The organism is Amycolatopsis vancoresmycina (assembly GCF_000716785.1).
Classification (GTDB): domain Bacteria; phylum Actinomycetota; class Actinomycetes; order Mycobacteriales; family Pseudonocardiaceae; genus Amycolatopsis; species Amycolatopsis vancoresmycina.
On sequence record NZ_JNYY01000008.1, the window covers coordinates 218,476 to 242,896 of the forward strand.

Genomic DNA, 24,421 nt, shown 5'->3' on the forward strand with positions numbered 1-24,421 from the left:
CCGGAACGGACGACACGCGTGCCTGGACGGACGACACGCGTACTCGGCGGGACGACACGAAACCCTCCGCCCGGCTCGTCGCCCTGTGGCACGATTCATCCGTGACCAGCTCAGCCGCCTCGGCGCAGTACCTGCGTGACCTCGCGCTGCTGCGGCGCGTCCGGGACCGGATCGACCGGGAGTACGCGCAGCCGCTCGACGTCGAGGCGCTCGCCCGCGGGGTGAACATGTCGGCCGGGCACCTCAGCCGGCAGTTCCGGCGCGCCTACGGTGAGTCACCGTATTCGTACCTGATGACGCGGCGGATCGAACGGGCGATGGCGCTGCTGCGCACCGGCGAGCTGAGCGTCACGGAGGTCTGCTTCACCGTCGGCTTCTCGTCGCTGGGCACCTTCAGCACCCGGTTCGCCGAGCTGGTCGGCATGCCCCCGAGCGTCTACCGCGAGCAGCAGGCCGCGGCCACCGTCGGGATGCCGCCGTGCGTGGCCAAACAGGTCACCAGACCGATCAGGAATCGAGAAGCGCGGCCCTCGGCGACCACATAGGGTGACCGCCATGGACGTCACCATTCACTCGAGCTTCCTCCCCCACACGGACCCGGAAGCCTCGCTCGCCTTCTACCGCGACCTGCTCGGCTTCGAGGTCCGCCAGAACGTCAAGTACGGCGGCATGCAGTGGATCACCGTCGGCCCGCCGAACCAGCCCGACACCTCGATCGTGCTGTCGCCGGTGGCCGCGACGCCCGGCCTCACCGACGACGAGCGCCGCATGATCAGCGAGATGATGGCCAAGGGCACCTACGCGAGCGTCAACCTCGCCACCAAGGACCTCGACGCCCTCTTCGCGAAGCTCGAAGCCGGCAACGCCGAAGTCGTCCAGGAGCCGGTCGACCAGCCCTACGGGATCCGCGACTGCTCGTTCCGCGACCCCGCCGGCAACCTGCTCCGCATCCAGGAACAGCGCTGACCACGACCGTCCCCGCGCACAGCTACCGCGAGGTGCTGCGCGACCGGCGGGTCGCCGGGCTCCTGCTGGGGGACCTCCTGGCCAGCGTCGGCACCGGCATGCTGCTCGTCGCCATGCCCGTCCAGACGCTGTCGCTGCACGGCGGCCTCCCGAAGGCGATCGCGATCGGGCTGGTCGAGGCCGCGCCGTTCGTGCTCTCCACCGCGCTGGCGCTGGCCGTCGGCCTGGGCCGGGTGCGGGTGCCGCCGCGGACGCTGCTCGTCGCCGACTGCGTGCTGCGATCGCTGACCTTCGCCACGCTCGGCGTCCTGGCCGTCACCGGACGGCTCACGCTGCCGGTCCTCGTGGCCGGGCTCTTCTTCGGCGCGACGTTCCGGCTGGCCGGGTCGAGCAGCCGGCGTGTCCTGGCGACGTCGGCCGCGGGTGACGCCGGGCGCTTCTCGGTCAACGGCCTGCTCGGCCTGAACACGACGTTCGCGCTCTACATCGCCGGGCCGGTGCTCGGCGGGGTGCTCGTGGCGACCGCCGGCGCGGGGTTCGCGCTGTTCGCCGACGCGTGCGGGGCGCTGGTCCTGCTGGCGTGCGTCCCCCGCGCGGCCGGCGACCGTGACGCGCTGCGCGAGACGGGCACGCCCGAGTCGGGCTGGCGGATCCTGCGCCGCCGCCCGGTCGCCGCGCGGCTGCTCGTGGTCGAGTTCTTCTTCAACTTCCTGTACATGCCCGTCGAAGTCGCGCTGCCGCTGTACGTGAGCGGGACGCTGCACGCGGGCGCGTCCGGTCTGGGGGTGCTGTGGGGTGCGCTGGGGGCCGGCGCGTTCCTCGGTGCCGCGCTCGTCGGCCGGCTGCGGAACCTGCCGCAGCGGCCGTTGCTGGTCGCCATCATCGGCCTGTGGGCGCTGTGCCCGATCGCGCTCGCCGTCACCGGCGACCTCACCGTGGCCCTGCTCGTCTTCGGCCTGGGCGGCCTGGTGTACGCGCCGTTCACGCCGGTCGCGTACAGCTTCCTGCAGTCCGGGCTCGCCCCCGGGGAACAGCAGCAAGTCGTCACGCTGTGGACGACGGGCGCCACGGTGGCCGCCCCGCTCGGGCTGGCCCTGGGCGGGCCCCTGATCGAACTGGCCGGCAGCACCGGTGGCCTGGTGCTGTCCGGCGTGCTGACCCTGCTGTTGCTGCCGATCGCGGCCCGGGCGGTGCTCGGGCGTATCCCGGAGAGGAATCCCGTATGTGCCTCAGCCTGAAAGCCGCCGCGCAGCAGCACTTCCGCGAACTGGCGCTGTTGCGGCGCGTCCGCGACCGCATCGACCGGGAATGCGCCGCTCCGCTCGACGTCGAACTGCTCGCGACCACAGTGGACCTGCCCGTCACGCAATTCGTCAGCCGCTTCCGAGACGCCTATGGCGTTTCCCCGCACGAATACCGACAGGCCGCCGAGGCCCGGACGAGAACCTGGAGCACCCGATGACCGAGCCGCACACCGCCGACAGCCACGACCTGATCCGCGTCCACGGCGCCCGGGTGAACAACCTCAAGGACGTCAGCGTCGAGCTGCCCAAGCGGCGGCTGACGGTGTTCACCGGCGTCTCCGGCTCCGGCAAGAGCTCCCTGGTGTTCAGCACGATCGCGGCCGAGTCGCAGCGGCTGATCAACGAGACCTACAGCACCTTCGTGCAGGGCTTCATGCCGACCCTGGCCCGGCCCGACGTCGACGTGCTGGACGGGATCACCACGGCGATCATCGTCGACCAGGAGCGGATGGGCGCCAACGCGCACTCCACCGTCGGCACGGCGACCGACGCGAACGCGATGCTGCGCATTCTCTTCAGCCGCCTCGGGACGCCGCACATCGGTTCGCCGCAGGCGTTTTCGTTCAACGTCGCTTCGATCAGCGGCGCGGGCGCGGTCACCATCGAAAAGGGCGGCCGGCAGATCAAGGAACGCCGCAGTTTCAGCATCACCGGCGGCATGTGCCCGCGCTGCGAAGGCCGCGGCCGCGTCAACGACATCGACCTGACCGCGCTCTTCGACGAGAACAAGTCGCTCAACGAAGGCGCGATCACCATTCCCGGCTACAGCATGGAGGGCTGGTACGGCCGCATCTTCCGCGGCTCCGGCTTCTTCGACCCGGACAAGCCGATCAAGAAGTACACCAAGAAGCAGTTCAACGACCTCGTCTACAAGGAACCGACGAAGATCAAGGTCGAGGGCATCAACCTGACCTATTCCGGCCTGGTGCCCGCCATCCAGAAGTCCATGCTGTCCAAGGACGTCGACTCGCTGCAGCCGCACATCCGCGCGTTCGTGGAGCGGGCGGCCACGTTCACGACCTGCCCGGACTGCGACGGCACGCGGCTGTCGGCGGAGGCGCGGTCGTCGAAGATCGACGGGATCAGCATCGCCGACGCCTGCGCGATGCAGATCAGCGACCTCGCCTCGTGGGTCGGGAAGCTGTCCGAACCGTCGGTCGCGCCGCTGCTGGACGCGCTGAAGCACACGCTCGACTCGTTCGTCGAGATCGGCCTCGGCTACCTTTCGCTCGACCGTCCATCCGGGACACTTTCCGGCGGGGAAGCGCAGCGCACCAAGATGATCCGCCACCTCGGCTCGTCGCTCACCGACGTCACCTACGTCTTCGACGAACCGACGATCGGCCTGCACCCGCACGACATCCGGCGCATGAACGACCTGCTGCTGCAGCTGCGCGACAAGGGAAACACGGTGCTGGTGGTCGAGCACAAGCCGGAGGCGATCGCGATCGCCGACCACGTCGTCGACCTCGGGCCGCGCGCCGGCACCGAGGGCGGCGAGATCGTGTTCCAGGGCACTGTGGACGGTCTGCGGTCCAGCGGCACGCTGACCGGGCGGCACCTCGACGACCGGGCGTCGCTGAAGTCGTCGGTGCGCTCGCCGTCGGGTTTCCTGGAGGTGCGGGGCGCGTCGACGCACAACCTGCAGGACGTCGACGTCGACATCCCGCTCGGCGTGCTGGTGGTGGTGACCGGCGTGGCGGGGTCGGGCAAGAGCTCGCTGATCCACGGTTCGGTGTCCGGCGGCGAGGACGTGGTGACGGTCGACCAGACCGGCATCCGCGGCTCGCGCCGGAGCAACCCGGCGACGTACACGGGCCTGCTGGAGCCGATCCGCAAGGCGTTCGCCAAGGCCAACGGCGTCAAGCCGGCCCTGTTCAGCGCCAACTCCGAAGGCGCGTGCCCGAACTGCAACGGCGCCGGCGTGGTCTACACGGACCTGGGGATCATGGCGGGCACCGCGACACCGTGCGAGGTGTGCGAGGGCCGCCGGTTCAACGCCGACGTGCTCGAGTACACCTTCGGCGGCCGTGACATCAGCGAGGTGCTCGGCATGTCCGTGGCGGCGGCGCTGGAGTTCTTCGCGTCCGGCGACGCCGCCCTGCCGGCGGCGCACAAGATCCTGACGCACCTGTCCGACGTCGGCCTCGGCTACCTGACCCTGGGGCAGCCGCTGACGACGTTGTCCGGCGGTGAGCGCCAGCGGATCAAGCTGGCCACGCACATGGCCGAGCAGGGCGGGGTGTACGTCCTCGACGAGCCGACGGCCGGCCTGCACCTGGCGGACGTCGAGCAGCTGCTGGGCCTGCTGGACCGCCTGGTGGACGCGGGCAAGTCGGTGATCGTCATCGAGCACCACCAGGCGGTGATGGCCCACGCGGACTGGATCATCGACCTCGGGCCGGGCGCGGGCCACGACGGCGGCCGGATCGTGTTCGAGGGCACGCCGGCGCAGCTGGTGAAGGCGCGGAAGAAGACCCTGACGGGCAAACACCTGGCGGAGTACATCGCCTGACGCCCGCCCCGGTCGTGAGTGGTAAGGCGAGTTCTAACTCGCCTTACCACTCACGACAAGCCGCGGCAGACCCGGGAAGCCGGAGGGCGTATACCAGCGTGGGCGGTAGGGCTGGCCCCCGGAAAGTCCTTCGAGCGCACCGCATTCCGGCGCGGTCCCCCGGCGCGAAGACTCAGGCGGGTGACCACCACCGAAAACCTCGTCGGCAGCGACTTCGCCCGGCTGAGCCACCGCATCTCCGCCGCCGGGCTGATGGCCCGCCGTCCCGGCTACTACACCGCCCGGATCGCCGTCGTCGCCGGGTTGTCCGCCGCCGGGTGGGTGGCCTTCGCGCTGCTCGGCAACTCGTGGTGGCAGCTCGGCGTCGCCGCCTTCATGGCCGTGATGTTCGGGCAGATCGCGTTGCTCTCCCACGATCTCGCGCACAAGCAGGTGTTCCGGCGGCGGCGCCCCACCGAGGTTGCCGGGATGCTCGCCGGCAACCTCGGGATCGGGATGAGCTACGGCTGGTGGATGGACAAGCACACCCGCCACCACGCCAACCCGAACCACGAAGAGCTCGACCCCGACGTCGACCCGGACATCCTCGTGTGGTCGAAGGACCAGGCCCGGGCGGATCTCGGACCAGTGCCGCGGTTCATCGGGCGGTACCAGGCGTTCCTGTTCTTCCCGCTGCTCACCCTGGAGGGCCTGAACCTGCACTGGTCCGGGATCCGCGCGGTCCGCAAGCCGGGGCTGCGGCGCCGGGGCGTCGAAGCCGCGCTGCTCGCCGCGCACTTCGTCCTCTACTTCGGCGCGCTGTTCACCGTGCTCTCCCCCGGCATGGCGCTGCTGTTCTTCGCCGTCCACCAGGGACTGTGGGGTGTCTACTTGGGATCGATCTTCGCGCCCAACCACAAGGGCATGCCGACGCTGACCGGGCGTCCCGAGCTCGACTTCCTCCGCAAGCAGGTGCTGACCTCGCGCAACGTCCGCGGCGGCGTCGTCACCGACGTCGCGCTCGGCGGGCTCAACTACCAGATCGAGCACCACCTGTTCCCGAGCATGCCGTCGCCGCACCTGCGGCGGGCGCAGCCGATCGTCCAGGCCTACTGCGCCGAGCTGGGCATTCCCTACCTGCAGACGAGCCTGGCCGAGTCCTATCGGCAGGCGCTCACCCACCTGCATGAAGCTGGGGCGCCTCTCAGGAAGCGTTCGTAGACTCGGTTCCATGAGGAGAACGATCGCGGCCCTGCGGGACCTGCCGGCGGCGTTCGGCGCGAAAGCCACCGGCGCGCGGGCCGAGCGGGTCCGCTCGTCGCCGCAGTTCGACGGCAAGGTGTTCCGCAACGCGGCGCCGCGGCACCCGATGACCGCGGGGTCGATGCGGACCATCTTCCGCGAGATGTTCTTCGGCGAGCACCGGGAGCTGCGCAAACCGGCCGGCGCGGTACCGCTGGTCGCGGCGGAGCCGGTCCTGTCGGCCGACGGCGTCCACCTGACGTGGTACGGCCACGCGTCGACGCTGGTGGAGCTCGACGGCGCCCGCGTGCTGCTCGACCCGGTGTGGAGCGACCGGGTCTCGCCGGCGGCGTTCGCGGGCCCGCGGCGGCTGCACGAGCCGCCGGTGCCGCTGTCCGGGCTCGGCCGGATCGACGCGGTGGTGATCTCGCACGACCACTACGACCACCTGGACCTGGCCACGGTCCGCGCGCTGGTGGCGTCGTCCGAGGCGCCGTTCCTGGTGCCGCTCGGGGTGGGCGCGCACCTGGAGCGCTGGCACGTCCCGGCGGCGCGGATCATCGAGCTGGACTGGCACGAGGAGGCGACGGTGGCGGGCGTCCGGTTCGTGGCGACGCCGGCCCAGCACTTCTCCGGCCGCGGCATCACGAACGACGACACGCTGTGGACGTCGTGGGCCCTGCTGGGCCCGACGCACCGGGTGTTCTACAGCGGCGACACGGGCTACTTCGACGGGTTCGCCGCGATCGGCGAGAAGCACGGCCCGTTCGACGCGGCCCTGATCCAGATCGGCGCGTACGCCCCGCAGTGGCCGGACATCCACATGACCCCGGAGGAGGGCGTCGCGGCAGGCCTCGACGTCCGGGCGAAGCTGCTGGTCCCGGTGCACTGGGCGACGTTCCAGCTGGCGATGCACCCGTGGGCCGAGCCGGCGGACCGCGTCTGGCGCGAGGCGAAGGCGGCGGACCTCCCGCTGGCGATCCCCCGCCCGGGCGAGCGCATCGACGTGACGGAGCCCCCGCCGGTGGACGGCTGGTGGCAGGCGCTGTGACCGGCGAGCACGAGCGGTACGCGCGTTACCTGCTCGAGTTCGCGAACGTCTCCGACGACGACGAGCCGGAGCTGGTCCGCGCGGTGCTCACGGACCCGGACCGGGTGATGGCGGAGTCGGCGGTCGTCCGCCACCTGGACCTGCGCGCGGCGGCCCTGCTGGCCGGCCACGGCTTCCCGGCGTGGGCAGCCCGGATGGGCGCGCTGGTGTTGGACCACCGCTTCCCGGCGCAACGGCTGCGGGAATGGGTACTGTTGCGGGCGATCACCCACGACGAGGGCTGGCTGGCAAGCGAACTGACGAGCGCTTCCGACTGGCTGCAGCGGCGAGCGTGCGCCGTCCCGGCCGCGCTCACCGTGCTGGCCGAGCACGGCCGCACCCGCCGCGTGCGAACGGCGGCCCGCCGAGCCCGGGAGGGCGTGTGAAGCTGAAGCTGGACCTGCACGACATCTACAACCGCGGCGGCGAGATCGACCGGGCCCTGCGCGCGATCATCGACGAGGCCGTCGCCAAGAAGGCGCCGCTGGTCGAGATCATCCCGGGCAAGGGGTCGGGTCAGCTGAAGAAGCACGTGCTGCGGTTCCTCGAGCGCAAGGACGTCAAGGCGCTCTACCACCGGGTCGAGAAGGACAAGGACAACTTCGGCCGGGTGTTCGTGCACTTCCGCTGGAAGTGATCAGAACCGGCTGTCGTGGCGGGCTTCGGACCACGCCCGGTCCCACGCCGCCGCGTGCAGCCGGGCCAGGACGAACCGGCCGAGGCCGTACAGCCCGGCCAAGGCTCCGGTGACCGCCGCCCACAGCAGGATTGCTGCGAACACCCCGTCGGCTGCGGAGGTCGACGGCGACAGGGGCTCGCTCGTCAGGTCGCCGTGCTGGTCCAGCCACACCGATACGCGGGTGCCCGCCGGGCTGCCTGCGTCGGTGAGGACGTCGCCTGTGTGGCGGGCGCCGTGGGCGTCGAACCAGGCCGCCGGGACCGTCGTCTGGTCGGCCGGCGCACCCGCGCCGTCCGTTCCGTACGTCTGACCGGACGCCGCGGCGAGCGAGACCGCCGTCGCCGGGTGGCGGGTGGTGCGCTCCTCCGCTGCGCGGGCCGTCTGCGCCGCGTAGGTCTCCGAGCCGAACGCCGCCGCGAACGGGACCACCAGGAACGCGCCGGCGATCACCATGAGCAGCAGGAGGGCCTCGACGCGGTCACCCGCGCGGGCGAGCGGGTTGCGGCCGGGCAGCAACCGGCGCCGAAAGCGGGCGATCCGTCCGCGCATGCGCGACTCACTCCTCCCGGGAAGGTGTCTTCTCGGTAACAGTGTGCGCGCCGGGGCTCGACTTTCTCTCGCGAATGGGATGCGGCCCACCTGTGAAACCCTCCACAACCACCCGGTGGAGCCATCGCCGTTACAGCCAGTCGTCGGGGCGCGGCCAGGGCAGCATGGCCGCGAGGGCGTCCCTGGCCGGTTCGGTGACGGCGTACCGGCCGCGGTGGAACAGCAGCGGGCGGGCTTCCGACGGGCCCCCGAGTGCGGTGACCCGGCCGATCACGACGTAGTGGTCCCCTGCCTCGTGCACCGCCTCCAGTGCACAGTCGATCCAGGTCAGGGCGCCGTCGAGCAGGGGCGCGCCGGACGGCGCGGGCGTCCAGCCGACGCGGGCGAACTTGTCCTCGCCGCGGGCGCCGAACACCGCGCTGATCTCCTGCTGGTCCTCGGCCAGGACGTTGACCGCGAACCGGCCGGCCGCGGCGAGCACCGGCCAGGTCCGCGACGTCCGGGCCGGGCAGAACAGCACCAGCGGCGGGTCCAGCGACAACGCGGCGAACGACTGGCAGGCGAACCCGGCGAGGGTGTCGCCGTCACGGCCGGTGACGACCGTGACGCCCGTGCAGAAGTGCCCGAGCACGCTGCGGAACTCGGTCTGGTCGACCGCCACGGACGTCATGCGCCCGGGGGCCGCGCGCCGACTGAGAAGTCGTGCCCCCACAGCGACACCGCGGTGCTCTCGCGGGCGATCCAGTTGTCGTCGTCGACCTGACGGCCTTCGCAGCCGAACTCGACGTCGAAGCCGCCCGGGGTCTTCATGTAGAACGACAGCATCAGGTCGTTGACGTGCCGCCCGAGGGTGGCCGACATCGGCACCTTCCGCCGGATCGCGCGGTCGAGGCACAGCCCGACGTCGTCGGTGTTCTCCACCTCGACCATCAGATGCACGATCCCGGACGGCGTCGGCATCGGCAGGAACGCCAGGCTGTGGTGCCGCGGGTTGCAGCCGAAGAACCGCAGCCACGCCGGTGCCCCGTCGGCCGGCCGCCCGACCAGCTGCGGCGGCAGGCGCATCGAATCGCGCAGCCGGAAGCCGAGGACGTCCCGGTAGAACCGCAGCGACGCTTCGTCGTCCTTTGTGGACAAAACGACGTGGCCGAGGCCCTGCTCGCCGGTGACGAACTTGTGGCCGTACGGGCTCACCACGCGCCGGTGCTGCAGCGCGACGCCGTGGAACACCTCCTGGGTGTTGCCGGACGGGTCGTCGAAGCTGATCAGCTCGTCGACGCGGCGGTCGGCCAGCTCGTCGGGTGTGGCTTCCTTGTACGGCACCGACGCACTGTCCAAACGGGACCGTAGCTCGGCCAGCTCCGCCGCGTGCGCGACCTCCCAGCCGGTGACCGCGAGGCGATCCGAGGAGCCCGGCGAGATGACCAGCCGCGCGGGGAAGTCGTCCATGCGCAGGTAGAGCGCGTCGGGGTTGGTGCCGCTGCCTTCCACCATGCCGAGCACCTTGAGGCCGTATTCGCGCCAGGCTGCCATGTCGGTGGCTTCGATGCGGAGGTAGCCCAGTGACCGGATGCCCATCAGGAACTCCCGAGGAAGTCGAGGGCCAGCCGGTTGAACTCGTCGAACTTCTCCAGCTGGGCCCAGTGCCCGCAGCCGCCGAAGACGTGCAGCTGCGCGCGCGGAATCGTCTTGAGTGCCACCAGCGCGCCGTCCAGCGGGTTGACGCGGTCCTCGCGCCCCCAGATCAAGAGTACGCGCTGGCGCAGCCGGTGGGCTTCGCGCCAGAGCATGCCTTCTTCGTAGGTGTCCGGCTGCGCGAACGACATCCCCATCGCGCGCATGGCGGCCAGGGACTCCGGGGTGTTCGCGGCGGCGAAGCGTTCGTCGATCAGCTCGTCGGTGATCAGGTTCTGGTCGTGGACCATGATCCGCAGGAAGGTTTCCATGCGCTCGCGCGACGGCTTCCCGGCGAACCGCCCGAGGTTCTTGACGCCTTCGGTCGGGTCGGGCGCGAACAGGTTGACGCTCAGCCCGCCCGGCCCCATCAGCACCAGCCGCCCGGCCCGCTTGCCGTGGTTCAGCGCGAACCGCACCGCCGCGCCCCCGCCGAGGGAGTTGCCGACGAAGTGGGCGCGCTCGATGCCGAGGGCGTCCATGAGCCCGAGGACGGCGTCCGCGCTGTGCCGGAAGTACTGCGGGTGCTCGGTCGGCTTGTCCGAGCGCCCGAAGCCGGGCTGGTCGACGGCGATCGTCCGGTAGTGCTTGGCGAACTCCGGCAGGTTGCGCCCGAAGTTGCTCCACGCCGACGCGCCGGGCCCGCCACCGTGCAGCAGGATCACCGTTTCGGCGTGCTCGGCCCCGGCCTCGTGGTAGTGCAGCTTCAGCGAACCGGCCTGGACGTACTTGCCTTCGGGAGCGGCCATCAGTACATCGCGTTCTCGACGGGGAGCCCGAAGGCGCCGGTGCCGAACATGACGTACGCGCGCTCGGCGTCGTTGGCCGCGTGAACCCGGCCGGCGTGCGCGTCCCGCCAGAAGCGCTGGATCGGCGTCCCGCGCTGGATCGCGCGGCCGCCGGAGTTCTCGAAGAGCCGGTCGATCGCCGAGATCGCGCGTTCGGTGCCGCGCACCTGGTCGCGCCGGACGCGCAGCCGCAGATCCGCGGGCAGCCGTTCCTCGCGCTTGGCGAGTTCGTACAGCTCTTCGATGTTGCGGGTCAGCTGCAGCCAGGCGGCATCGATCTCGCTGGCCGCCTCGGCGATCCGCACCTTGGCGAACGGGTCCTCTTTGGACTGCTCACCGGCGTACGCGGCCCGGACGCGCTTGCGCTGGTGCTCGACGTGCGCGTCGTAGGCACCCTGGGCCATCCCGATGATCGGCGCGGTGATGGTCGTCGGGTGCACCGAACCGTACGGGAGGCGGTACAGCGGGCCGGGGTTGACGGCCTGGCCCGGCACCCGGCACTTCGACGTCGCGATGAAGCTCAGCGCCCGGTGCTGCGGCACGAAGACGTCCTCGACGACGATGTCGTTCGAGCCGGTGCCGCGCAGGCCGATCGTGTCCCAGACGTCCACAATGGAGTAGTCGGCGATGGGCAGCAGGTAGGTGCAGAAGTCGACCGGCTTGCCGCCGGAGAAAGCCGGTCCGCCGAGCAGCACCCACGTGCAGTGGTCGCTGCCGGAGGAGAAGCTCCACCGGCCCGACAGCCGGTAGCCGCCCTCGACGACCTCGGCCTTGCCCATCGGCGCGTACGAAGAGGAGATCCGCACGTCCTGGTCCTCGCCCCAGACCTCCTGCTGCGCCTGCGCGTCGAACAGCGCCACGTGCCACGGGTGGACGCCGAGGATGGAGGCGACCCAGCCGGTGGACCCGCACGCGCTCGCGATCAGCTTGACCGCGGTGTAGAAGCTCACTGGGTCGGCTTCGAAGCCCCCGTGGAGCTTCGGCTGCAGCAGCTTGAAGAACCCGGTCTCCTGCAGGGCCTTGACGGACTCCTCGGGGACGCAGCGCGCGTCCTCGGTGTCCTGGGCCCGTTCCCGCAGGACCGGCAGGAGGTCCCGGACCCCGGCGATCACCTGCTCGCTCATGCGCAGTCCTCTCTCTGTTTCACTACCCCAGAGACTAGAACACGTTCTCGTTTTTGTCGAGAACACCCTGCGCCAGGGCACTGTTGATCCCCGCTCTACGGCCGGAAAACACGCAGTCGGCCAGCGACAGGCCGCTCACGTAGGACCTGGAACAGATTCCCACGGCGGTGCGGCCGGCGGCGTACAGCCCGGGGATCGGCGCCCCCGCCGTGCTCCGCACCGCGCCGGTGTCCTCGTCGACGACCAGCCCGCCGAGGGTCAGCATCGGCGTCGGGTACCCGAGGTTGGGCCGCACCGAGATGTCGATGAGCGAGTACGGCGGGTTGTCCAGGCGCCGCGCGAACTCGGCGGGCTTGCCCACTGGATCCCGGTCACCGTGGTAGGCCTCGACGCTCGCGCGCAGCCCCTGGGGATCGACGCCGGCCTTGCGCGCCACCTCTTCGACGGTCGGCCCGGTCACCCGGCCGCGCCGCAGCAGGTACCGCAGCTGAAGGCCCTGGAACCACTGGCTTTGCGCCTTTGTGTCCCGCCGCGCCTCGGCCACGATCGGCGCGTCGACGAGCAGCCAGCCCTTGCTCCCGTGCCCCTCGATCAGCCGCTCGCCGACGGCGGCGCCGTAGCGGGACTCGTCGATGACCCGGCGGCCCGCGGCGTCGACGATGATCCCGCCGAGGAACGCGCTCGGCGGCGTGATGAACCGCCACGCCGAGATCCGGCCGAGTTCGCCGGTCGCGCCGCCGGCCTCGACGCCGAGGCGGATGCCCGAACCGTCGTCGGCGGACGTGCCGAGCGGGAGCCCGCCGCGGTAGGCGGGGGCGTGCTCGCGGACCATCTCGCGGTTCGCGATGAACCCGCCCGCGGCGAGCACGACCCCGCGCCGGGCGGAAATTCGCAGCTCACGGCCGTGCGCGCGTTCGAACCGCTCGACCCGGCGGTGCAGCGACTTGCGCAGCGACGGCACGTAGATCCCGGGCTTCGCGGCGTACTGCGCGAAGCGCTGGTGCCGTGCCCGCACACCCGCGGGGGCTTCGCCCAGCGTGTCGGCGACGAGCCCGGTGACGCGGCCCGCGTCGTCGCGGATCAGGCTGCGGGCGGTCGTCTGGGTCAGCACCCGGATGCCGCGGGCGCGCACGGCGGCCTTGAGCCGCGCCATCAGCATCTTCCCCGAGGTTCCCGGCCCCTTGACGCGGTGCCCGCGCGGGGCCGGTTTCGCCGCGTCGCGGAACCCGCCGGCCGCCTCGCTGCCGGAGTAGTAGAGGTAGTGCGCGTCGCTGGGGTACGACGTCTTGTACGGGCACAGGCTGCCTTCGAACGGCACGCCGTTGCCCTCCAGCCAGGTGATCATCTCGCGGCTGCCCTCGCAGAACCGCCGCAGCGTCGCCTCGGAGACGACGTCCCCGGTCTCCTGGCGCAGGTAGGCGTACATCGCGTCGACGGAGTCGTCGACACCCGCGTCGAGCTGCTGCCCGGTCCCGCCCCCGGCGTAGACCACGCCACCGCTGACCGCGCTGGCTCCTCCCCCGGCGAAGCGCTCGACGATGATGACGTCGGCGCCCGCGTCGGCCGCTTCGAGGGCGGCACAGGCGCCGGCCGCCCCGAACCCCACGATGACCACGTCCGCGACGAGTGCGTCCATGGTCGCTACCCTAGAACTGAAACACGTTCTCGTCTATGGTGACCGAAAGGCGCTCCCAACTGGATACTTGCGTCGTGGAACACGTTACAGGTGAGGTGGAATGAGCGAGCAGTTCGACGTCGTCGTGGTCGGCAGCGGCGCCGCCGGGATGACCGCCGCGCTGGCTGCGGCCCACCACGGCTTGAGCGTCGTCGTCCTGGAGAAGGCGGCCTGCTTCGGCGGCTCGACCGCGCGCTCCGGCGGCGGCGTCTGGCTGCCCGGCAACCACGCGCTGCGCGCCGCCGGGATCGAGGAACCACCCGAACGGGCGCGCGAGTACCTGGCCTCGATCGTCGGCGACGTCGTCCCGGCCGTCCGGCGCGACACGTTCCTCGCCCACGGTCCCGAGGTGCTCCAGTTCGTCTGCAACCACACGCCGCTGAAGTTCCGCTGGGTCCGCGACTACAGCGACTACCACCCCGAAGCCCCCGGCGGGCGCCCCGGCGGCCGCTCGGTCGAGCCGATGGCCTTCGACGGCAAGCTGCTCGGCCCCGAGCTGGCCCACCTCGAACCGCCGTACAGCGCTCCCCCGATGGGCGTGCCGATCACCCAGGCCGACTACCGCTGGCTGAGCCTCCTCGCGAGACACCCGCGCGGCGCCGTCCGGATGCTGTCACTGGGCCGGCAGTGGCTCGTCGGCAGGCTCCGCGGGCAGCGGCTGCTGAGCATGGGGCAAGCGCTTGCGGCCGGCCTCCGCGTCGGGCTCGCCCAGGCCGGGGTCGAGGTCCGGCTGAACACCGCGCTGACCGACCTGCAGGTCGACGGCGACCGCGTGACCGGCGTCGTCACACCGCACGGGGTCATCGAGGCGCGGCGCGGGGTGATCCTCGGCAGCGGCGGCTTCGAGCGGAACCTCGAGATGCGCGAGAAGTACCAGCGCGCGCCGATCGGCGTCGACTGGACCGTCGGCGCGGCCGCCAACACCGGCGACGGCATCACCGCCGGCCTCAAGCTCGGCGCGGCACTCGACCTGATGGACGACGCCTGGTGGGGCCCGTCGCTGCCGCTCACCGGCGGGCCGTGGTTCGCGCTGGCCGAGCGGTCGCGGCCGCGCAGCATCATGGTCGACGCGCGCGGCGAGCGGTTCGCCAACGAGTCGGCGCCCTACGTCGAGGCCGTCCACGCGATGTACGGCAAGGGCGACGGGCCGGGCGAGCACATCCCGACCTGGCTGCTGTTCGACCAGCGCTACAAGGACCGGTACATGTTCACCGGGATCGGGCCGCGCCAGCCGCTGCCCGGCCGCTGGTTCAAGGCCGGGATCGCGGCGAAGTCGTCGTCGATCGCCGGACTGGCGGCCAAGATCGACGTCCCGGCCGCCGCGCTGGAGGCGACGATCGAGCGCTTCAACGGCTTCGCACGCAACGGCGTCGACGAAGACTTCCACCGCGGGGTCAGCAAGTACGACCACTACTACGGCGACCCGCGTAACAAGCCCAACCCCAGCCTCGGCCCCCTCGACAAGGCGCCGTACTACGCGGTGAAGATCGTGCCGGGCGACTTGGGCACCAAGGGCGGGCTGCGCACCGACGAGCACGCGCAGGTGCTGCGCGAGGACGGCTCGGCGGTGCCGGGGCTGTTCGCCGCGGGCAACGCCAGCGCCGCCGTGATGGGCCGGACCTACGCCGGGCCGGGCGCGACCATCGGCCCCGCCATGGTGTTCGGCTACCTTGCGGCGACGCGGCTGGCGAACGAAGATCAGGGGACCACGGGAGGGCAGCGATGACGCAGGATTCGGTACGGACCATCTACGCCGGCGAGCCGCCGACCCGGTTCGCCCGCGGCTGGCACTGCCTGGGCCTGGCGGAGACCTTCCGCGACGGGAACCCGCACGCCGTCACGGCGTTCGGCACGAAGCTCGTGGTGTGGGCGGACTCGGCGGGCGAGCTGCACGTGCTCGACGGCTACTGCCGGCACATGGGCGGCGACCTCACCCAGGGCAGCGTCAAGGGCGACGAGGTGGCCTGCCCGTTCCACGACTGGCGCTGGAACGGCAAGGGCAAGTGCGTCTCGATCCCCTACGCCAAGCGGGTTCCGCTGCGCGCGCGGACCCGGGCGTGGACGACGGACGAACAGAACGGCCAGCTGTTCGTGTGGCACGACCCGGAAGGCAACCCGCCGCCCGAGGAGGTCGCGATCCCGCGGATCGAGGCCGCCGACAGCGCCGAGTGGAGCAACTGGACCTGGGACGAGATCTTCATCGACGGCTCCAACTGCCGGGAGATCATCGACAACGTCGTCGACATGGCGCACTTCTTCTACATCCACTACGCCTACCCGACGTACTTCAAGAACGTCTTCGAGGGCCACATCGCCACGCAGTACCTGAACACCAAGGGCCGCCCGGACATGGGGATGGCGTCGAACTACGGCGGCGAGGACAACCTGCTGCGGTCGGAGGCGTCCTACTTCGGGCCGTCCTACATGATCAACAAGCTGGTGAACTCGTTCCAGGGCTACGAAATCGAGAGCGTGCTCATCAACTGCCACTACCCCGTCACGCCGACGTCGTTCGTGCTGCAGTACGGCATGAAGGTCAAGAAGCAGAACGGGATCACCGACGAGCACGCCGACAAGATCGCCGCGAAGCTGGCCCGCGGGATCGGGTCGGGGTTCCTGCAGGACGTCGAGATCTGGAAGCACAAGACGCAGATCGACAACCCGCTGCTGTGCGAAGAGGACGGTCCGGTCTACCAGCTTCGCCGCTGGTACCAGCAGTTCTACGTCGACGCGGCCGACGTCACCGAGGACATGACGCAGCGGTTCGAGTTCGAAGTGGACACGACGAAGGCGAACGAGGCGTGGGCGGCGGAGGTCGCGGAGAACCTGGCGCGGCAGAAGACCGAGGCGGAAGTGTGACGACCGCCGAGCAGACCGAGTTCCTGTCGGGCGGGCTGCGGCCGCACGCGTGCCGCAGCTGCGGGACGTGCGTGCTGGTGAAGAAGAACAGCATCCAGCACACGAGCATCCAGTGGACGTCCCGGCCCGCCGACACCTGCCCGGTGTTCGCGGACGCGGACGGCCCGTCGGCGCTGCTCGACACGTGCCCGAAGCTGGCCGACAGCATCGGCGACGCGGTGCGCGAAGGCACGCTGGCGGTGGCCGATGGCTGAGCGGGTCTACACGCTGACCGTCGCCGACGTCGTCGTCGAGACGCCGGACGCGCGGTCGGTGGTCTTCGAGATCCCGCCCGAGCACTCGGCCGCGTTTCGCTATTCCGCCGGCCAGTTCCTGACGCTGAAGATCCCCAGCGAGCAGACCGGTTCGGTGGCGCGGTGCTATTCGCTGTCGAGCGCGCCGCACGAGAACCGCGTGCAGGTGACGGTCAAGCGGACCGACGGCGGGTACGGGTCCGGCTGGATCTGCTCGTCGTTGCAGCCGGGGATGCAGGTCGACGTGCTCGCACCCGCCGGGGTGTTCTGCCCTTCTTCGGCCGACGAGGACTTCCTGCTGTTCGCCGCCGGCAGCGGCATCACGCCGGTGATGGCGATCCTGAAGACGGCTCTGGAGACCGGTTCCGGCCGGGTCGTGCTGGTCTACGCCAACCGCGACGAGCGTTCGGTGATCTTCGCGGGCGAACTGGCGTCGCTGGCGAAGCGCTACGGCGACCGGCTGGTGGTGGTGCACTGGCTGGAGAGCGTCCAGGGCCTGCCGGACGTCTCCCAGCTGCGCGGGCTGGCTTCGGTGTACACGTCGTACGAGGCATTCCTGTGCGGTCCGGCGCCCTTCATGGCGGCCGCGCGGGAGGCGCTGGGGCAGCTCGGGGTGCCGCGGGAGCGGGTGCACGTCGAGAAGTTCACGTCGCTGACCGGGAACCCGTTCGAAGCGGTGGCCGCCGAGCCGGTCGTCGAATTCGACGAGGCACCGGCGTCGGTGACGGTGTCGCTGGACGGCGACACGCGGACGCTGACCTGGCCGCGGCAGCGGAAGCTCCTGGACCGGCTGCTGGACGCCGGGATGGACGCGCCGTACTCGTGCCGCGAGGGACAGTGCAGCGCGTGCGCGTGCCGCGTGGTGTCGGGCGAGGTGAAGATGCTGCACAACGAGGTCCTCGACGCCGAGGACATGGCGGACGGCATCGTGCTGGCCTGCCAGTCCCTGCCGGTCACCGACGAGGTCTCGATCAGCTACGAATAGGGAGTTCTTCGTGCCCATCAACCCCGACGTCGCCATCGGTGCCGAGATCGGCGAGGTGAACTTCGCCTGGACGTCGTCGGACGTGCTGCTGTACCACCTGGCGCTGGGCGCGGGCCCGGACGAGCTGCGGTACACCTACGAGCGGGACCTGGTGGTGCTGCCGACGTTCGCGACGGTCGCGGCCAACCTGCGCGTGTTCGACCCGCCGGCGGTTTCGTTCCCCGGCGTCGAGATCGACCTGGCGAAGGTGCTGCACGGCAAGCAGGAGATCACGCTGCACCAGCCGATCCCGGTCGCGGGGAAGGCGGTGGCCCGCTCGCGGATCGCCGACGTGTACGACAAGGGCAAGGCCGCGGTGGTGGTCCAGGAGGTCTCGGTCACGTCCTCGTCGGGCGATCCACTGTGGACGGCCCGGTCGAGCATCTTCGCCCGCGGGGAGGGTGGTTTCGGCGGTTCGCGGGGTCCCTCGGACCGCCTCTCGTGGCCGTCACGGGAGCCGGACGTCGTCTTGGAGGTCCCCACGCTGCCGCAGCAGGCGCTGCTGTACCGGCTGTGCGGCGACCGGAACCCGCTGCACGCGGACCCGGAGTTCGCCCGCGCGGCGGGGTTCGACCGGCCGATCCTGCACGGGCTGTGCACGTACGGGATCGTGGCGCGGGTGCTGGTGAACGAATTCCTGGACGGCGACCCGGCGCGGGTGGCGTCGTTCGCGGCGAAGTTCGCCGGGGTGGTGTTCCCGGGCGAGACGCTGCGGATCCGGGTGTGGCGCGCGGGCGACCAGCTGCTGGTGACGACGTCGGCGGCCGAGCGGGACGACGCGCCGGTGCTGGCGGACACGGTGCTGGTGTCCACTTCCTGAGCTGCCCTTCCGGGGCCACTATCGTGGGTGGCGAGACTGCGGTTCGGTTCGGGAGGACGAATGCCGGAATACTTCGTGGTGCGCGGAACGGTCGAACCGGGCGACAAGCGCGGCCGCGAGCTGGGCTTTCCGACGGCCAACATAGCGCTGCGCGACCAGGACGGCTCCCTGGGCGACGGGGTGTGGGCGGGCTGGATCGGCCGCCCGGACGGCACCCGCCTCCCGGCGGCGATCTCGGTCGGCCGCCGCCCGACGTACTACGGCGCGGACGGGTATCGCCTGCTGGAGGCCCACGTCCTGGAGTTTTCGGGCGACCTGTACGGAGAGACGCTGACGGTGTGGCTCGGCGCCCACCTGCGCAACCAGGAGAAGTACGACTCGGCGGAGGACTTGATCACGGCGTTGAAGAACGACATCGCGGCGGCGGCTCAGTGGACGGCCGGCCACCCGGCTGATTCGCTTCCCGCGGCCGGGGAGAGCCCGCTGGGCGAGGTGCGGCGGGTCGCGGGCTGAGGTCTGCCGCGGCCGCGCTCACAAAGCCGAGGCCAGCAGCATGTAGCCCATCCCGGCGCCCATCACCACCCGGCACACCGCCCGCGAAGCGAAGCCGGAGACCGAGCCGGAAGCCGGACCGGCGAGCACCGAGCCGCGTATCGCCACCACCCCCGACCAGGCCGCGTCGGCCACGAAGTACCCCGCCGCTACCACCGCGATCAGCGGCAACGCCAGCCGGGCGTCCATCGCCGGCATCGTCAGCCACGGTCCGTGATCAGCGCCGGTGTGGGGCATCGCCGTCACCATGTACAGCATCGCCGCCGCCGACAGTGCGTGGTGGGCGCACCTGCGGGTGCGCCACCAGGCCACCGCGAACCAGCCCGTCGTCAGCACCAGCACCGCCTGCCAGCCCGCCGCCGGGATCGGGCCGCCGACCGGGGAGAACATCGCCACCATTGCCACCACCAGCAGCAGCTCCGCCAGGTCGCCGTGGCGGACGCCGTGCCCCAGCCGGGTGTAGTCGAGGCGGACCAGGCGCAGCACGCACGGCAGCACCAGCGCCGCGAACACCGCCGTGAGCACCCAGTCGACCATCGGTCTCACTCTCCGTCGTGGATGGTGTCTCCCACCGTGACACCCACGACGGCCGCGCACCAGCCGTCAATGAGGTGACGGGTCAGTCACCCGTCAGGATGAGGCCGCTCGTCGGCACCCCGGTACCGGCCGTGACCAGCACCCGCGCCGCGCCGCTCACCTGGTTGACCGCCGTGCCGCGGATCTGGCGGACGCCCTCGGCGATGCCGTTCATGCCGTGGATGTACGCCTCCCCCAGCTGGCCGCCGTGCGGGTTGAGCGGCAGCACGCCGTCGAGCTCCAGTGCCCCGTCGGCGATGAAGTCCTTCGCCTCGCCCCGGCCGCAGAAGCCCAGCTCCTCCAGCTGCATCAGCACGTACGGCGTGAAGTGGTCGTAGAGCACGGCAACGTCCACATCGGACGGTCCGAGGCCCGATTGTCCCCACAGCTGCCGCCCGACGACGCCCATCTCCGGCAGCGCGGCCAGGTCGTCGCGGTAGTAGCTGGTCATCACGTACTGGTCCGGCCCGCTCCCCTGCGCCGCCGCCGCGATCACCGCCGGCGGCCGCGCCAGATCACGGGCCCGCGAAACGCTCGTGACGACCAGCGCGACCCCGCCGTCGCTCTCCTGGCAGCAGTCGAGCAGGTGCAGCGGCTCGGCCACCCAGCGTGACGCCTGGTGCTCCTCGAGGGTGATGGGCCGGCCGTGGAACCACGCGTCCGGGTTGGTCGCCGCGTGCTTGCGGTCGATCACCGCCACGCGCCCGAAGTCCTCGCTCGTCGCGCCGTAGTCGTGCAGGTACCGCTGCGCCACCATCGCCACGGTCGCCGCCGGCGTCGCGATGCCCATCGGGTAGTGGAACGCGTTGTCCACGCCCGAAGAGTTGACCTGCCCGGCCGCCGCGGACGACACCTGGCCGAACCGGTGCCCGGACCGCTCGTTGAACGCCCGGTACGCGACGACGACGTCCGCGACGCCGGTCGCCACCGCCATCGCGGCCTGCTGCACGGTCGCCGCCGCGGCGCCGCCGCCGTAGTGGATGCGGCTGAAGAACTTCAGTTCGGGGATGCCCAGTTCACGCGCGACCGCGATCTCCGCGTTGCCGTCCATGGTGAACGACACCAGTCCGTCCACATCGGACGGTGACAGCCCCGCGTCGGCCAGTGCGTGCGAGATGCATTCGGCCGCCAGCCGCAGTTCGCTGCGCCCGGAGTCCTTCGAGAACTCGGTCGCGCCGATCCCGGCGATGGCCGCCTTGCCCGAGAGCGTCACGGCAGCGTCACCTCCACGGTCCCGGCGACGTGCTCGCCAAGACTGTCCACACCGGACACCGCGACCACGACGTCACGCCCCGAAGCCGACACCACCCGGCCGGTGAACGTAAGCGTGTCGTAGGCGTAACAGGGTACGCCGAGCCGGATCTTGATCGACCGGATCAGCGCCTCCGGCCCGGCCCACTCGGACACGAACCGCTGGACCAGGCCGGTGTCGGTGAGGATGTTGAGGAAGATGTCCTTCGAGCCGCGGGCCACCGCCGAGTCGCGGTCGTGGTGCACGTCCTGGAAGTCGCGGGTGGCCAGCGCCGTGCTGACGACGAACGTCGGCGTCGCCTCGATCGTCAGCGGCGGCAGCTCGGTCCCTTCGGCGACGGCGGTCATCGGGCCACCTTCCACGCGGGCAGGGTCAGGTCGTCGTCGACGCGGACGAACGCCGCCACCACCGGTAGTCCGATGTGGACTTCGTCCGGGGCCGCGTCCAGGAGCTCGGCCATCACGCGGGCCCCTTCTTCCAGTTCCACCAGCGCCACCACGAACGGCAGGTCCTTGCCCGGCACCGGCGGGTGGTGGTGCACGACGTAGGAGTACACTGTCCCGCGGCCACTGGCGACGACGTAGTCGGGTTTGGTGTCCAGCGAGCCGTCGGGCGGCATCGGCCCCGGCGGGTGCCGCAGCGTTTCGCCCCAGCGCTGGATCCGCAGTTCCCCCTCGCGGAGGCCGTCCCAGAAGAACTCCGTGTCCCGGCTGATCACCGGCCGCAGCACCGGCGCGGACGGCGGCTTCGGCGCGGGCGGCCGGAACTTGAGCACCCGGAACATCATTTCGGCGACGGCCTCGTCGCCGACGTACCAGGTCGTCCGCGTCGTCACGAACCAGCCCTCGCCCAGCGCGGTCTGCTTCGGACCGACGACGTTCTCCAGCCGGGTGCTCGCGGAGACGTTTTCGCCCGGCCGGAGATAGCGGTGGTAGGTCTGCTCCGAGTTCGTGGCCACTACGGAGGTGAAGCCGGCCTCGTCGAGCACCGCCATCATCGCGCCGAGCGGGTCGTCGCCGGCCCGCGCGCCGTGCAGGCCCTTCATCGTCCACACCTGGGCCATCGCCGGTGGCGCGACCAGTCCCTTGTGGACACTCGCGGCGGCGAACTCCGGGTCGGTGTAGACCGGGTTGCGGTCCCCGATCGCCTCGACCCAGTTATTCACCATGGCCTGGTTGACGGGATCCCGCGCGAGGCTCGGCGAGGAGTCCCCCTTCGCGGCGATTTCGTCGGCGGATTCCCGGACGTTCATCGTGGCACCCTCGGCAGGCCAAGGCCGATCGACGCGATCAGCTCCCGTTGGATTTCGCTGACGCCACCGCCGAACGTCAGCACGATGTTGCGTTTCGCGGTGAGGTCGAGCCAGTCCGCCAGCTCGGCGGTGTCCGGATCGGACAGATCGCCGTGGCGCCCGACGACTTCTTCGAGGTCCCGGCCGATCCGCTGGATGGCCTCGGAGCTGAACACCTTGGTCGCCGACGCGTCGGCGACGCCCACCGGCGCGCTCGCCGAGGACACCGCGACCTGCCAGTTCAGCAGCTCGTTCACCCGCGTGACGGCGAGCGCGTCGGCCAGCACGGCCCGGACGTCGGCGAGGTCCAGCAGGCCGTGCGCGGCCGCCCAGGCGTGCACGCGGTCGTACAGGCCGCCGATGCGCCCGGCCGGGCCGAGCATCACGCGCTCGTGGTTGAGCTGGGTCGTGATCAGCCGCCAGCCGGCGTTCTCCTTGCCCACCAGCCGGTTCGCCGGCACGCGAACGTCCGAATAGTACGTCGCGTTCACGTGGTGCGCGCCGTCGCAGGTGATGATCGGCGTCCACGAGTAGCCGGGGTCGCTCGTGTCGACGACCAGGATCGAGATGCCGCGGTGCTTCGGCGCGGCCGGATCGGTCCGCACCGCGAGCCAGATGTAGTCGGCGTCGTGCCCGCCGGTGGTGAAGATCTTCTGGCCGTTGACGACGTACTCGTCGCCGTCGCGCACCGCCGTCGTCCGCAGCGACGCCAGGTCGGTCCCGGCTTCCGGCTCGGTGTACCCGATCGCGAAGTGGATCTCCCCGGCCAGGATCTTCGGCAGGAAGAACGCTTTCTGTTCGTCCGTGCCGAACTCCTGCAGCGTCGGCCCAACCGTCTGCAGCGTCACCGACGGCAGCTGGACGTCGGCGCGCGCGGCCTCGTCGACGAACAGGTGCTGTTCGATCCCGCCGAAGCCCTGGCCGCCGTACTCGACCGGCCAGCCGACGCCGAGCCGGCCGTCGCGGCCCATCCGGCGGACGATCTCCCGGAACACCGGCCCGTGCCGCTCGCGCCGCATGGCCCGGCGTTCCCCGGGACTGATCAGCCCGGCGAAGTACGCGCGCAGCTCGGCGCGCAGTTCCCGTTGCGCCGCGGTCAGTTCGACGTGCATCCGCGCACCCCCGCCACTCGTTCGCCGAGCCTGCCGAGCCGGTGCGCGGCGCCGCCGAGCGCCCGGCCGAGATCCTTGACCGCCGACGAATACCGGTGCAGCGGGTAGGTTTCGTCGACGCCGACCCCGCCGTGCAGGTGGTGGCAGGTCGCTACGGCCTGGGGAGCCTGCGAGGCGAACCAGTAGGCGGCGACGTCCAGTTCGGCGTCCGCGTCGAGGCCGGAGGCCAGCCGCCACACCGCGGACGTCACGGCGAGGTGCACGGTCCGCGCGGCCACGTAGACGTCGGCGATCTGCCCGGCCACCGCCTGGAACGTCGCGAGAGGACGGCCGAACTGGGTGCGCTCGCCGACGTGCTTGACGGTCAGCGCGAGCGCGCCGGCGAGCAGGCCGTCGCCGTGGGCGAGCGCCCCGGCCAGCGCGAACCGGTGCAGGACGGCGACGGCGTCCCCGTCGGCCAGCAGGTCGGCCTCTTCGACGGCGACGGCGTCGAGGCGCACGGTGCATTCGGGGGTGCCGGCCGAGTTGCGCGCCGGGACGAGCGTGACGCCGTCGGCGTGCGGATCGACCAGGTAGACGGCGGTGCCGTGCGGGGTGGACACCGGCGTGAGGATCCGGCGGGCCTCCGCGGCGTACGGGACCGCGGTCTTGACGCCGTCGAGGACCCAGCGGCCGCCGGCCGCGCGCGCGGTGGTCGCGGGCTCGGCGACCAGCGGGGCGGACGGTTCGTGCAGGGCCGCGGTCAGCAGGGCTTCCCCGGCCGCGACCGGCGGCAGGAGGGCCGCGCGCTGCGCGGGCGTGCCGAGTGTCTCGATGGGCAGGACGCCCAGCGCCAGTGCGGCGTGGGCGGGGACCGGCGCGGCAGCGCGGCCGACCTCGGTCAGCACCTGCGCGACCTCGGCGATCCCCAGGCCGTCGCCTTCCAGCTCCGGGGGCAGCGCCAGGGCGAGCAGGCCCGCCGAGGCGAGCGCACGCCACGGATCGTCGGGCACTCCGAGCACTTTCGCGGCGAGGGCGGCGATCTCGGTCTGCGTATCGTCAAGGGCGAAGTCCACGC

27 protein-coding genes are annotated in these 24,421 nt (G+C 71.3%); 15 read left to right on the forward strand and 12 right to left on the reverse strand.

The genetic code is table 11. From position 1 onward, the window contains the following. The first annotated feature begins 101 nt into the window (after window positions 1-101). From OO60_RS20805 to OO60_RS20845, 9 genes are all read left to right on the forward strand, one after another. Window positions 102-545 carry a helix-turn-helix transcriptional regulator gene (locus OO60_RS20805; RefSeq protein ID WP_003092752.1) on the forward strand — a complete coding sequence of 148 codons (444 nt, stop codon included), beginning with the start codon at window positions 102-104 and terminating at the stop codon, window positions 543-545. Between the two features lie 10 nt (window positions 546-555). Next, window positions 556-966, forward strand: coding sequence for a VOC family protein (locus OO60_RS20810; protein ID WP_003092755.1), 411 nt, complete (start codon window positions 556-558; stop codon window positions 964-966). Between the two features lie 32 nt (window positions 967-998). Continuing rightward, window positions 999-2,204, forward strand: a complete 1,206-nt coding sequence (locus OO60_RS20815) for an MFS transporter (protein ID WP_003092758.1) — start codon at window positions 999-1,001, stop codon at window positions 2,202-2,204. Then, entirely contained in the window at window positions 2,189-2,428 is a 240-nt protein-coding gene (locus tag OO60_RS20820) for an AraC family transcriptional regulator (protein WP_003092762.1), read from the forward strand. The genes OO60_RS20815 and OO60_RS20820 overlap by 16 nt, the downstream gene beginning before the upstream one ends. Continuing rightward, entirely contained in the window at window positions 2,425-4,785 is a 2,361-nt protein-coding gene (locus tag OO60_RS20825; RefSeq protein WP_003092765.1) for an ATP-binding cassette domain-containing protein, read from the forward strand. The genes OO60_RS20820 and OO60_RS20825 overlap by 4 nt, the downstream gene beginning before the upstream one ends. Window positions 4,786-4,965: 180 nt before the next feature. After that, complete coding sequence (locus OO60_RS20830; RefSeq protein ID WP_003092769.1) at window positions 4,966-5,985, forward strand: fatty acid desaturase family protein; 1,020 nt, start codon at window positions 4,966-4,968, stop codon at window positions 5,983-5,985. Between the two features lie 10 nt (window positions 5,986-5,995). Further along, window positions 5,996-7,057: an MBL fold metallo-hydrolase gene (locus OO60_RS20835; RefSeq protein WP_003092771.1), complete on the forward strand. Its 1,062-nt coding sequence runs from the start codon at window positions 5,996-5,998 to the stop codon at window positions 7,055-7,057. Beyond that, complete coding sequence (locus tag OO60_RS20840; RefSeq protein WP_205624210.1) at window positions 7,042-7,482, forward strand: hypothetical protein; 441 nt, start codon at window positions 7,042-7,044, stop codon at window positions 7,480-7,482. Before OO60_RS20835 ends, OO60_RS20840 begins: the two co-directional genes overlap by 16 nt. After that, on the forward strand, window positions 7,479-7,733 hold the full coding sequence (locus OO60_RS20845; protein ID WP_003092780.1) for a Smr/MutS family protein: 255 nt from the start codon (window positions 7,479-7,481) through the stop codon (window positions 7,731-7,733). Before OO60_RS20840 ends, OO60_RS20845 begins: the two co-directional genes overlap by 4 nt. On the opposite strand, the gene OO60_RS20850 is transcribed toward OO60_RS20845, so the two are convergent. The 6 genes from OO60_RS20850 to OO60_RS20875 form a co-directional block, all read right to left on the reverse strand. Then, window positions 7,734-8,324, reverse strand: coding sequence for an Rv1733c family protein (locus OO60_RS20850; protein ID WP_003092783.1), 591 nt, complete (start codon window positions 8,322-8,324; stop codon window positions 7,734-7,736). 130 nt (window positions 8,325-8,454) lie between these two features. Next, window positions 8,455-8,994 carry a 3-hydroxy-9,10-secoandrosta-1,3,5(10)-triene-9,17-dione monooxygenase reductase subunit gene (gene hsaB / locus OO60_RS20855; RefSeq protein WP_033261916.1) on the reverse strand — a complete coding sequence of 180 codons (540 nt, stop codon included), beginning with the start codon at window positions 8,992-8,994 and terminating at the stop codon, window positions 8,455-8,457. After that, window positions 8,991-9,902, reverse strand: a complete 912-nt coding sequence (hsaC, locus tag OO60_RS20860) for an iron-dependent extradiol dioxygenase HsaC (RefSeq protein ID WP_003092788.1) — start codon at window positions 9,900-9,902, stop codon at window positions 8,991-8,993. The genes hsaB and hsaC overlap by 4 nt, the downstream gene beginning before the upstream one ends. Next, entirely contained in the window at window positions 9,902-10,747 is an 846-nt protein-coding gene (gene hsaD, locus OO60_RS20865) for a 4,5:9,10-diseco-3-hydroxy-5,9,17-trioxoandrosta-1(10),2-diene-4-oate hydrolase (RefSeq protein ID WP_003092790.1), read from the reverse strand. The genes hsaC and hsaD overlap by 1 nt, the downstream gene beginning before the upstream one ends. Next, window positions 10,747-11,910, reverse strand: a complete 1,164-nt coding sequence (gene hsaA, locus OO60_RS20870; RefSeq protein ID WP_003092792.1) for a 3-hydroxy-9,10-secoandrosta-1,3,5(10)-triene-9,17-dione monooxygenase oxygenase subunit — start codon at window positions 11,908-11,910, stop codon at window positions 10,747-10,749. Before hsaA ends, hsaD begins: the two co-directional genes overlap by 1 nt. Window positions 11,911-11,944: 34 nt before the next feature. Next, window positions 11,945-13,546 carry an FAD-binding protein gene (locus OO60_RS20875; RefSeq protein ID WP_003092795.1) on the reverse strand — a complete coding sequence of 534 codons (1,602 nt, stop codon included), beginning with the start codon at window positions 13,544-13,546 and terminating at the stop codon, window positions 11,945-11,947. 100 nt (window positions 13,547-13,646) lie between these two features. On the opposite strand from OO60_RS20875, the gene kstD reads away from it, so the two are divergent. Genes kstD through OO60_RS20905 form a run of 6 tightly spaced genes read left to right on the forward strand, consistent with a single transcriptional unit; the run spans window position 13,647 to window position 19,094 of the window. Then, window positions 13,647-15,311, forward strand: a complete 1,665-nt coding sequence (gene kstD, locus OO60_RS20880; RefSeq protein WP_003092799.1) for a 3-oxosteroid 1-dehydrogenase — start codon at window positions 13,647-13,649, stop codon at window positions 15,309-15,311. Further along, a complete protein-coding gene (locus OO60_RS20885; RefSeq protein ID WP_003092803.1) occupies window positions 15,308-16,444 on the forward strand; it encodes a 3-ketosteroid-9-alpha-monooxygenase, oxygenase component in 1,137 nt (378 codons plus the stop codon). The genes kstD and OO60_RS20885 overlap by 4 nt, the downstream gene beginning before the upstream one ends. Beyond that, window positions 16,441-16,698 carry a hypothetical protein gene (locus tag OO60_RS20890; RefSeq protein WP_003092805.1) on the forward strand — a complete coding sequence of 86 codons (258 nt, stop codon included), beginning with the start codon at window positions 16,441-16,443 and terminating at the stop codon, window positions 16,696-16,698. The genes OO60_RS20885 and OO60_RS20890 overlap by 4 nt, the downstream gene beginning before the upstream one ends. Further along, the gene (locus OO60_RS20895) at window positions 16,691-17,722 is read left to right on the forward strand and encodes a ferredoxin--NADP reductase (protein WP_003092807.1); all 1,032 of its coding nucleotides are present in this window, start codon (window positions 16,691-16,693) and stop codon (window positions 17,720-17,722) included. The genes OO60_RS20890 and OO60_RS20895 overlap by 8 nt, the downstream gene beginning before the upstream one ends. 10 nt (window positions 17,723-17,732) lie before the next feature. Beyond that, window positions 17,733-18,581 carry a MaoC/PaaZ C-terminal domain-containing protein gene (locus OO60_RS20900; RefSeq protein WP_003092816.1) on the forward strand — a complete coding sequence of 283 codons (849 nt, stop codon included), beginning with the start codon at window positions 17,733-17,735 and terminating at the stop codon, window positions 18,579-18,581. A 60-nt stretch (window positions 18,582-18,641) separates the two neighbouring features. Continuing rightward, window positions 18,642-19,094, forward strand: a complete 453-nt coding sequence (locus OO60_RS20905; protein WP_003092819.1) for a riboflavin kinase — start codon at window positions 18,642-18,644, stop codon at window positions 19,092-19,094. An 18-nt stretch (window positions 19,095-19,112) separates the two neighbouring features. On the opposite strand, the gene OO60_RS20910 is transcribed toward OO60_RS20905, so the two are convergent. From OO60_RS20910 to OO60_RS20935, 6 genes are all read right to left on the reverse strand, one after another. Then, window positions 19,113-19,670: a DUF5134 domain-containing protein gene (locus OO60_RS20910; RefSeq protein WP_003092821.1), complete on the reverse strand. Its 558-nt coding sequence runs from the start codon at window positions 19,668-19,670 to the stop codon at window positions 19,113-19,115. Window positions 19,671-19,752: 82 nt separating this feature from the next. Beyond that, a complete protein-coding gene (locus OO60_RS20915; protein WP_003092825.1) occupies window positions 19,753-20,922 on the reverse strand; it encodes a lipid-transfer protein in 1,170 nt (389 codons plus the stop codon). After that, complete coding sequence (locus OO60_RS20920; protein ID WP_003092828.1) at window positions 20,919-21,308, reverse strand: MaoC family dehydratase; 390 nt, start codon at window positions 21,306-21,308, stop codon at window positions 20,919-20,921. The genes OO60_RS20915 and OO60_RS20920 overlap by 4 nt, the downstream gene beginning before the upstream one ends. Beyond that, window positions 21,305-22,213, reverse strand: a complete 909-nt coding sequence (locus OO60_RS20925; protein ID WP_003092830.1) for a bifunctional MaoC family dehydratase N-terminal/OB-fold nucleic acid binding domain-containing protein — start codon at window positions 22,211-22,213, stop codon at window positions 21,305-21,307. Before OO60_RS20925 ends, OO60_RS20920 begins: the two co-directional genes overlap by 4 nt. Continuing rightward, complete coding sequence (locus OO60_RS20930; RefSeq protein WP_003092834.1) at window positions 22,210-23,364, reverse strand: acyl-CoA dehydrogenase family protein; 1,155 nt, start codon at window positions 23,362-23,364, stop codon at window positions 22,210-22,212. The genes OO60_RS20925 and OO60_RS20930 overlap by 4 nt, the downstream gene beginning before the upstream one ends. Next, window positions 23,349-24,419 carry an acyl-CoA dehydrogenase family protein gene (locus OO60_RS20935; RefSeq protein WP_003092838.1) on the reverse strand — a complete coding sequence of 357 codons (1,071 nt, stop codon included), beginning with the start codon at window positions 24,417-24,419 and terminating at the stop codon, window positions 23,349-23,351. The genes OO60_RS20930 and OO60_RS20935 overlap by 16 nt, the downstream gene beginning before the upstream one ends. Window positions 24,420-24,421: the final 2 nt, after the last annotated feature.

Bases quoted from the DNA above. Each gene is read 5' to 3' on its own strand.
- OO60_RS20895 (WP_003092807.1), top strand. From the start codon at position 16,691: ATGGCTGAGCGGGTCTACACGCTGACCGTCGCCGACGTCGTCGTCGAG.
- OO60_RS20930 (WP_003092834.1), bottom strand. From the start codon at position 23,364: ATGCACGTCGAACTGACCGCGGCGCAACGGGAACTGCGCGCCGAGCTG.
- OO60_RS20910 (WP_003092821.1), bottom strand. From the start codon at position 19,670: ATGGTCGACTGGGTGCTCACGGCGGTGTTCGCGGCGCTGGTGCTGCCG.
- OO60_RS20810 (WP_003092755.1), top strand. From the start codon at position 556: ATGGACGTCACCATTCACTCGAGCTTCCTCCCCCACACGGACCCGGAA.
- hsaC (WP_003092788.1), bottom strand. From the start codon at position 9,902: ATGGGCATCCGGTCACTGGGCTACCTCCGCATCGAAGCCACCGACATG.
- OO60_RS20885 (WP_003092803.1), top strand. From the start codon at position 15,308: ATGACGCAGGATTCGGTACGGACCATCTACGCCGGCGAGCCGCCGACC.
- OO60_RS20825 (WP_003092765.1), top strand. From the start codon at position 2,425: ATGACCGAGCCGCACACCGCCGACAGCCACGACCTGATCCGCGTCCAC.
- kstD (WP_003092799.1), top strand. From the start codon at position 13,647: ATGAGCGAGCAGTTCGACGTCGTCGTGGTCGGCAGCGGCGCCGCCGGG.
- OO60_RS20850 (WP_003092783.1), bottom strand. From the start codon at position 8,324: ATGCGCGGACGGATCGCCCGCTTTCGGCGCCGGTTGCTGCCCGGCCGC.
- OO60_RS20905 (WP_003092819.1), top strand. From the start codon at position 18,642: ATGCCGGAATACTTCGTGGTGCGCGGAACGGTCGAACCGGGCGACAAG.
- OO60_RS20875 (WP_003092795.1), bottom strand. From the start codon at position 13,546: ATGGACGCACTCGTCGCGGACGTGGTCATCGTGGGGTTCGGGGCGGCC.
- hsaA (WP_003092792.1), bottom strand. From the start codon at position 11,910: ATGAGCGAGCAGGTGATCGCCGGGGTCCGGGACCTCCTGCCGGTCCTG.
- OO60_RS20920 (WP_003092828.1), bottom strand. From the start codon at position 21,308: ATGACCGCCGTCGCCGAAGGGACCGAGCTGCCGCCGCTGACGATCGAG.
- OO60_RS20820 (WP_003092762.1), top strand. From the start codon at position 2,189: ATGTGCCTCAGCCTGAAAGCCGCCGCGCAGCAGCACTTCCGCGAACTG.
- OO60_RS20925 (WP_003092830.1), bottom strand. From the start codon at position 22,213: ATGAACGTCCGGGAATCCGCCGACGAAATCGCCGCGAAGGGGGACTCC.
- hsaB (WP_033261916.1), bottom strand. From the start codon at position 8,994: ATGACGTCCGTGGCGGTCGACCAGACCGAGTTCCGCAGCGTGCTCGGG.
- hsaD (WP_003092790.1), bottom strand. From the start codon at position 10,747: ATGGCCGCTCCCGAAGGCAAGTACGTCCAGGCCGGTTCGCTGAAGCTG.
- OO60_RS20835 (WP_003092771.1), top strand. From the start codon at position 5,996: ATGAGGAGAACGATCGCGGCCCTGCGGGACCTGCCGGCGGCGTTCGGC.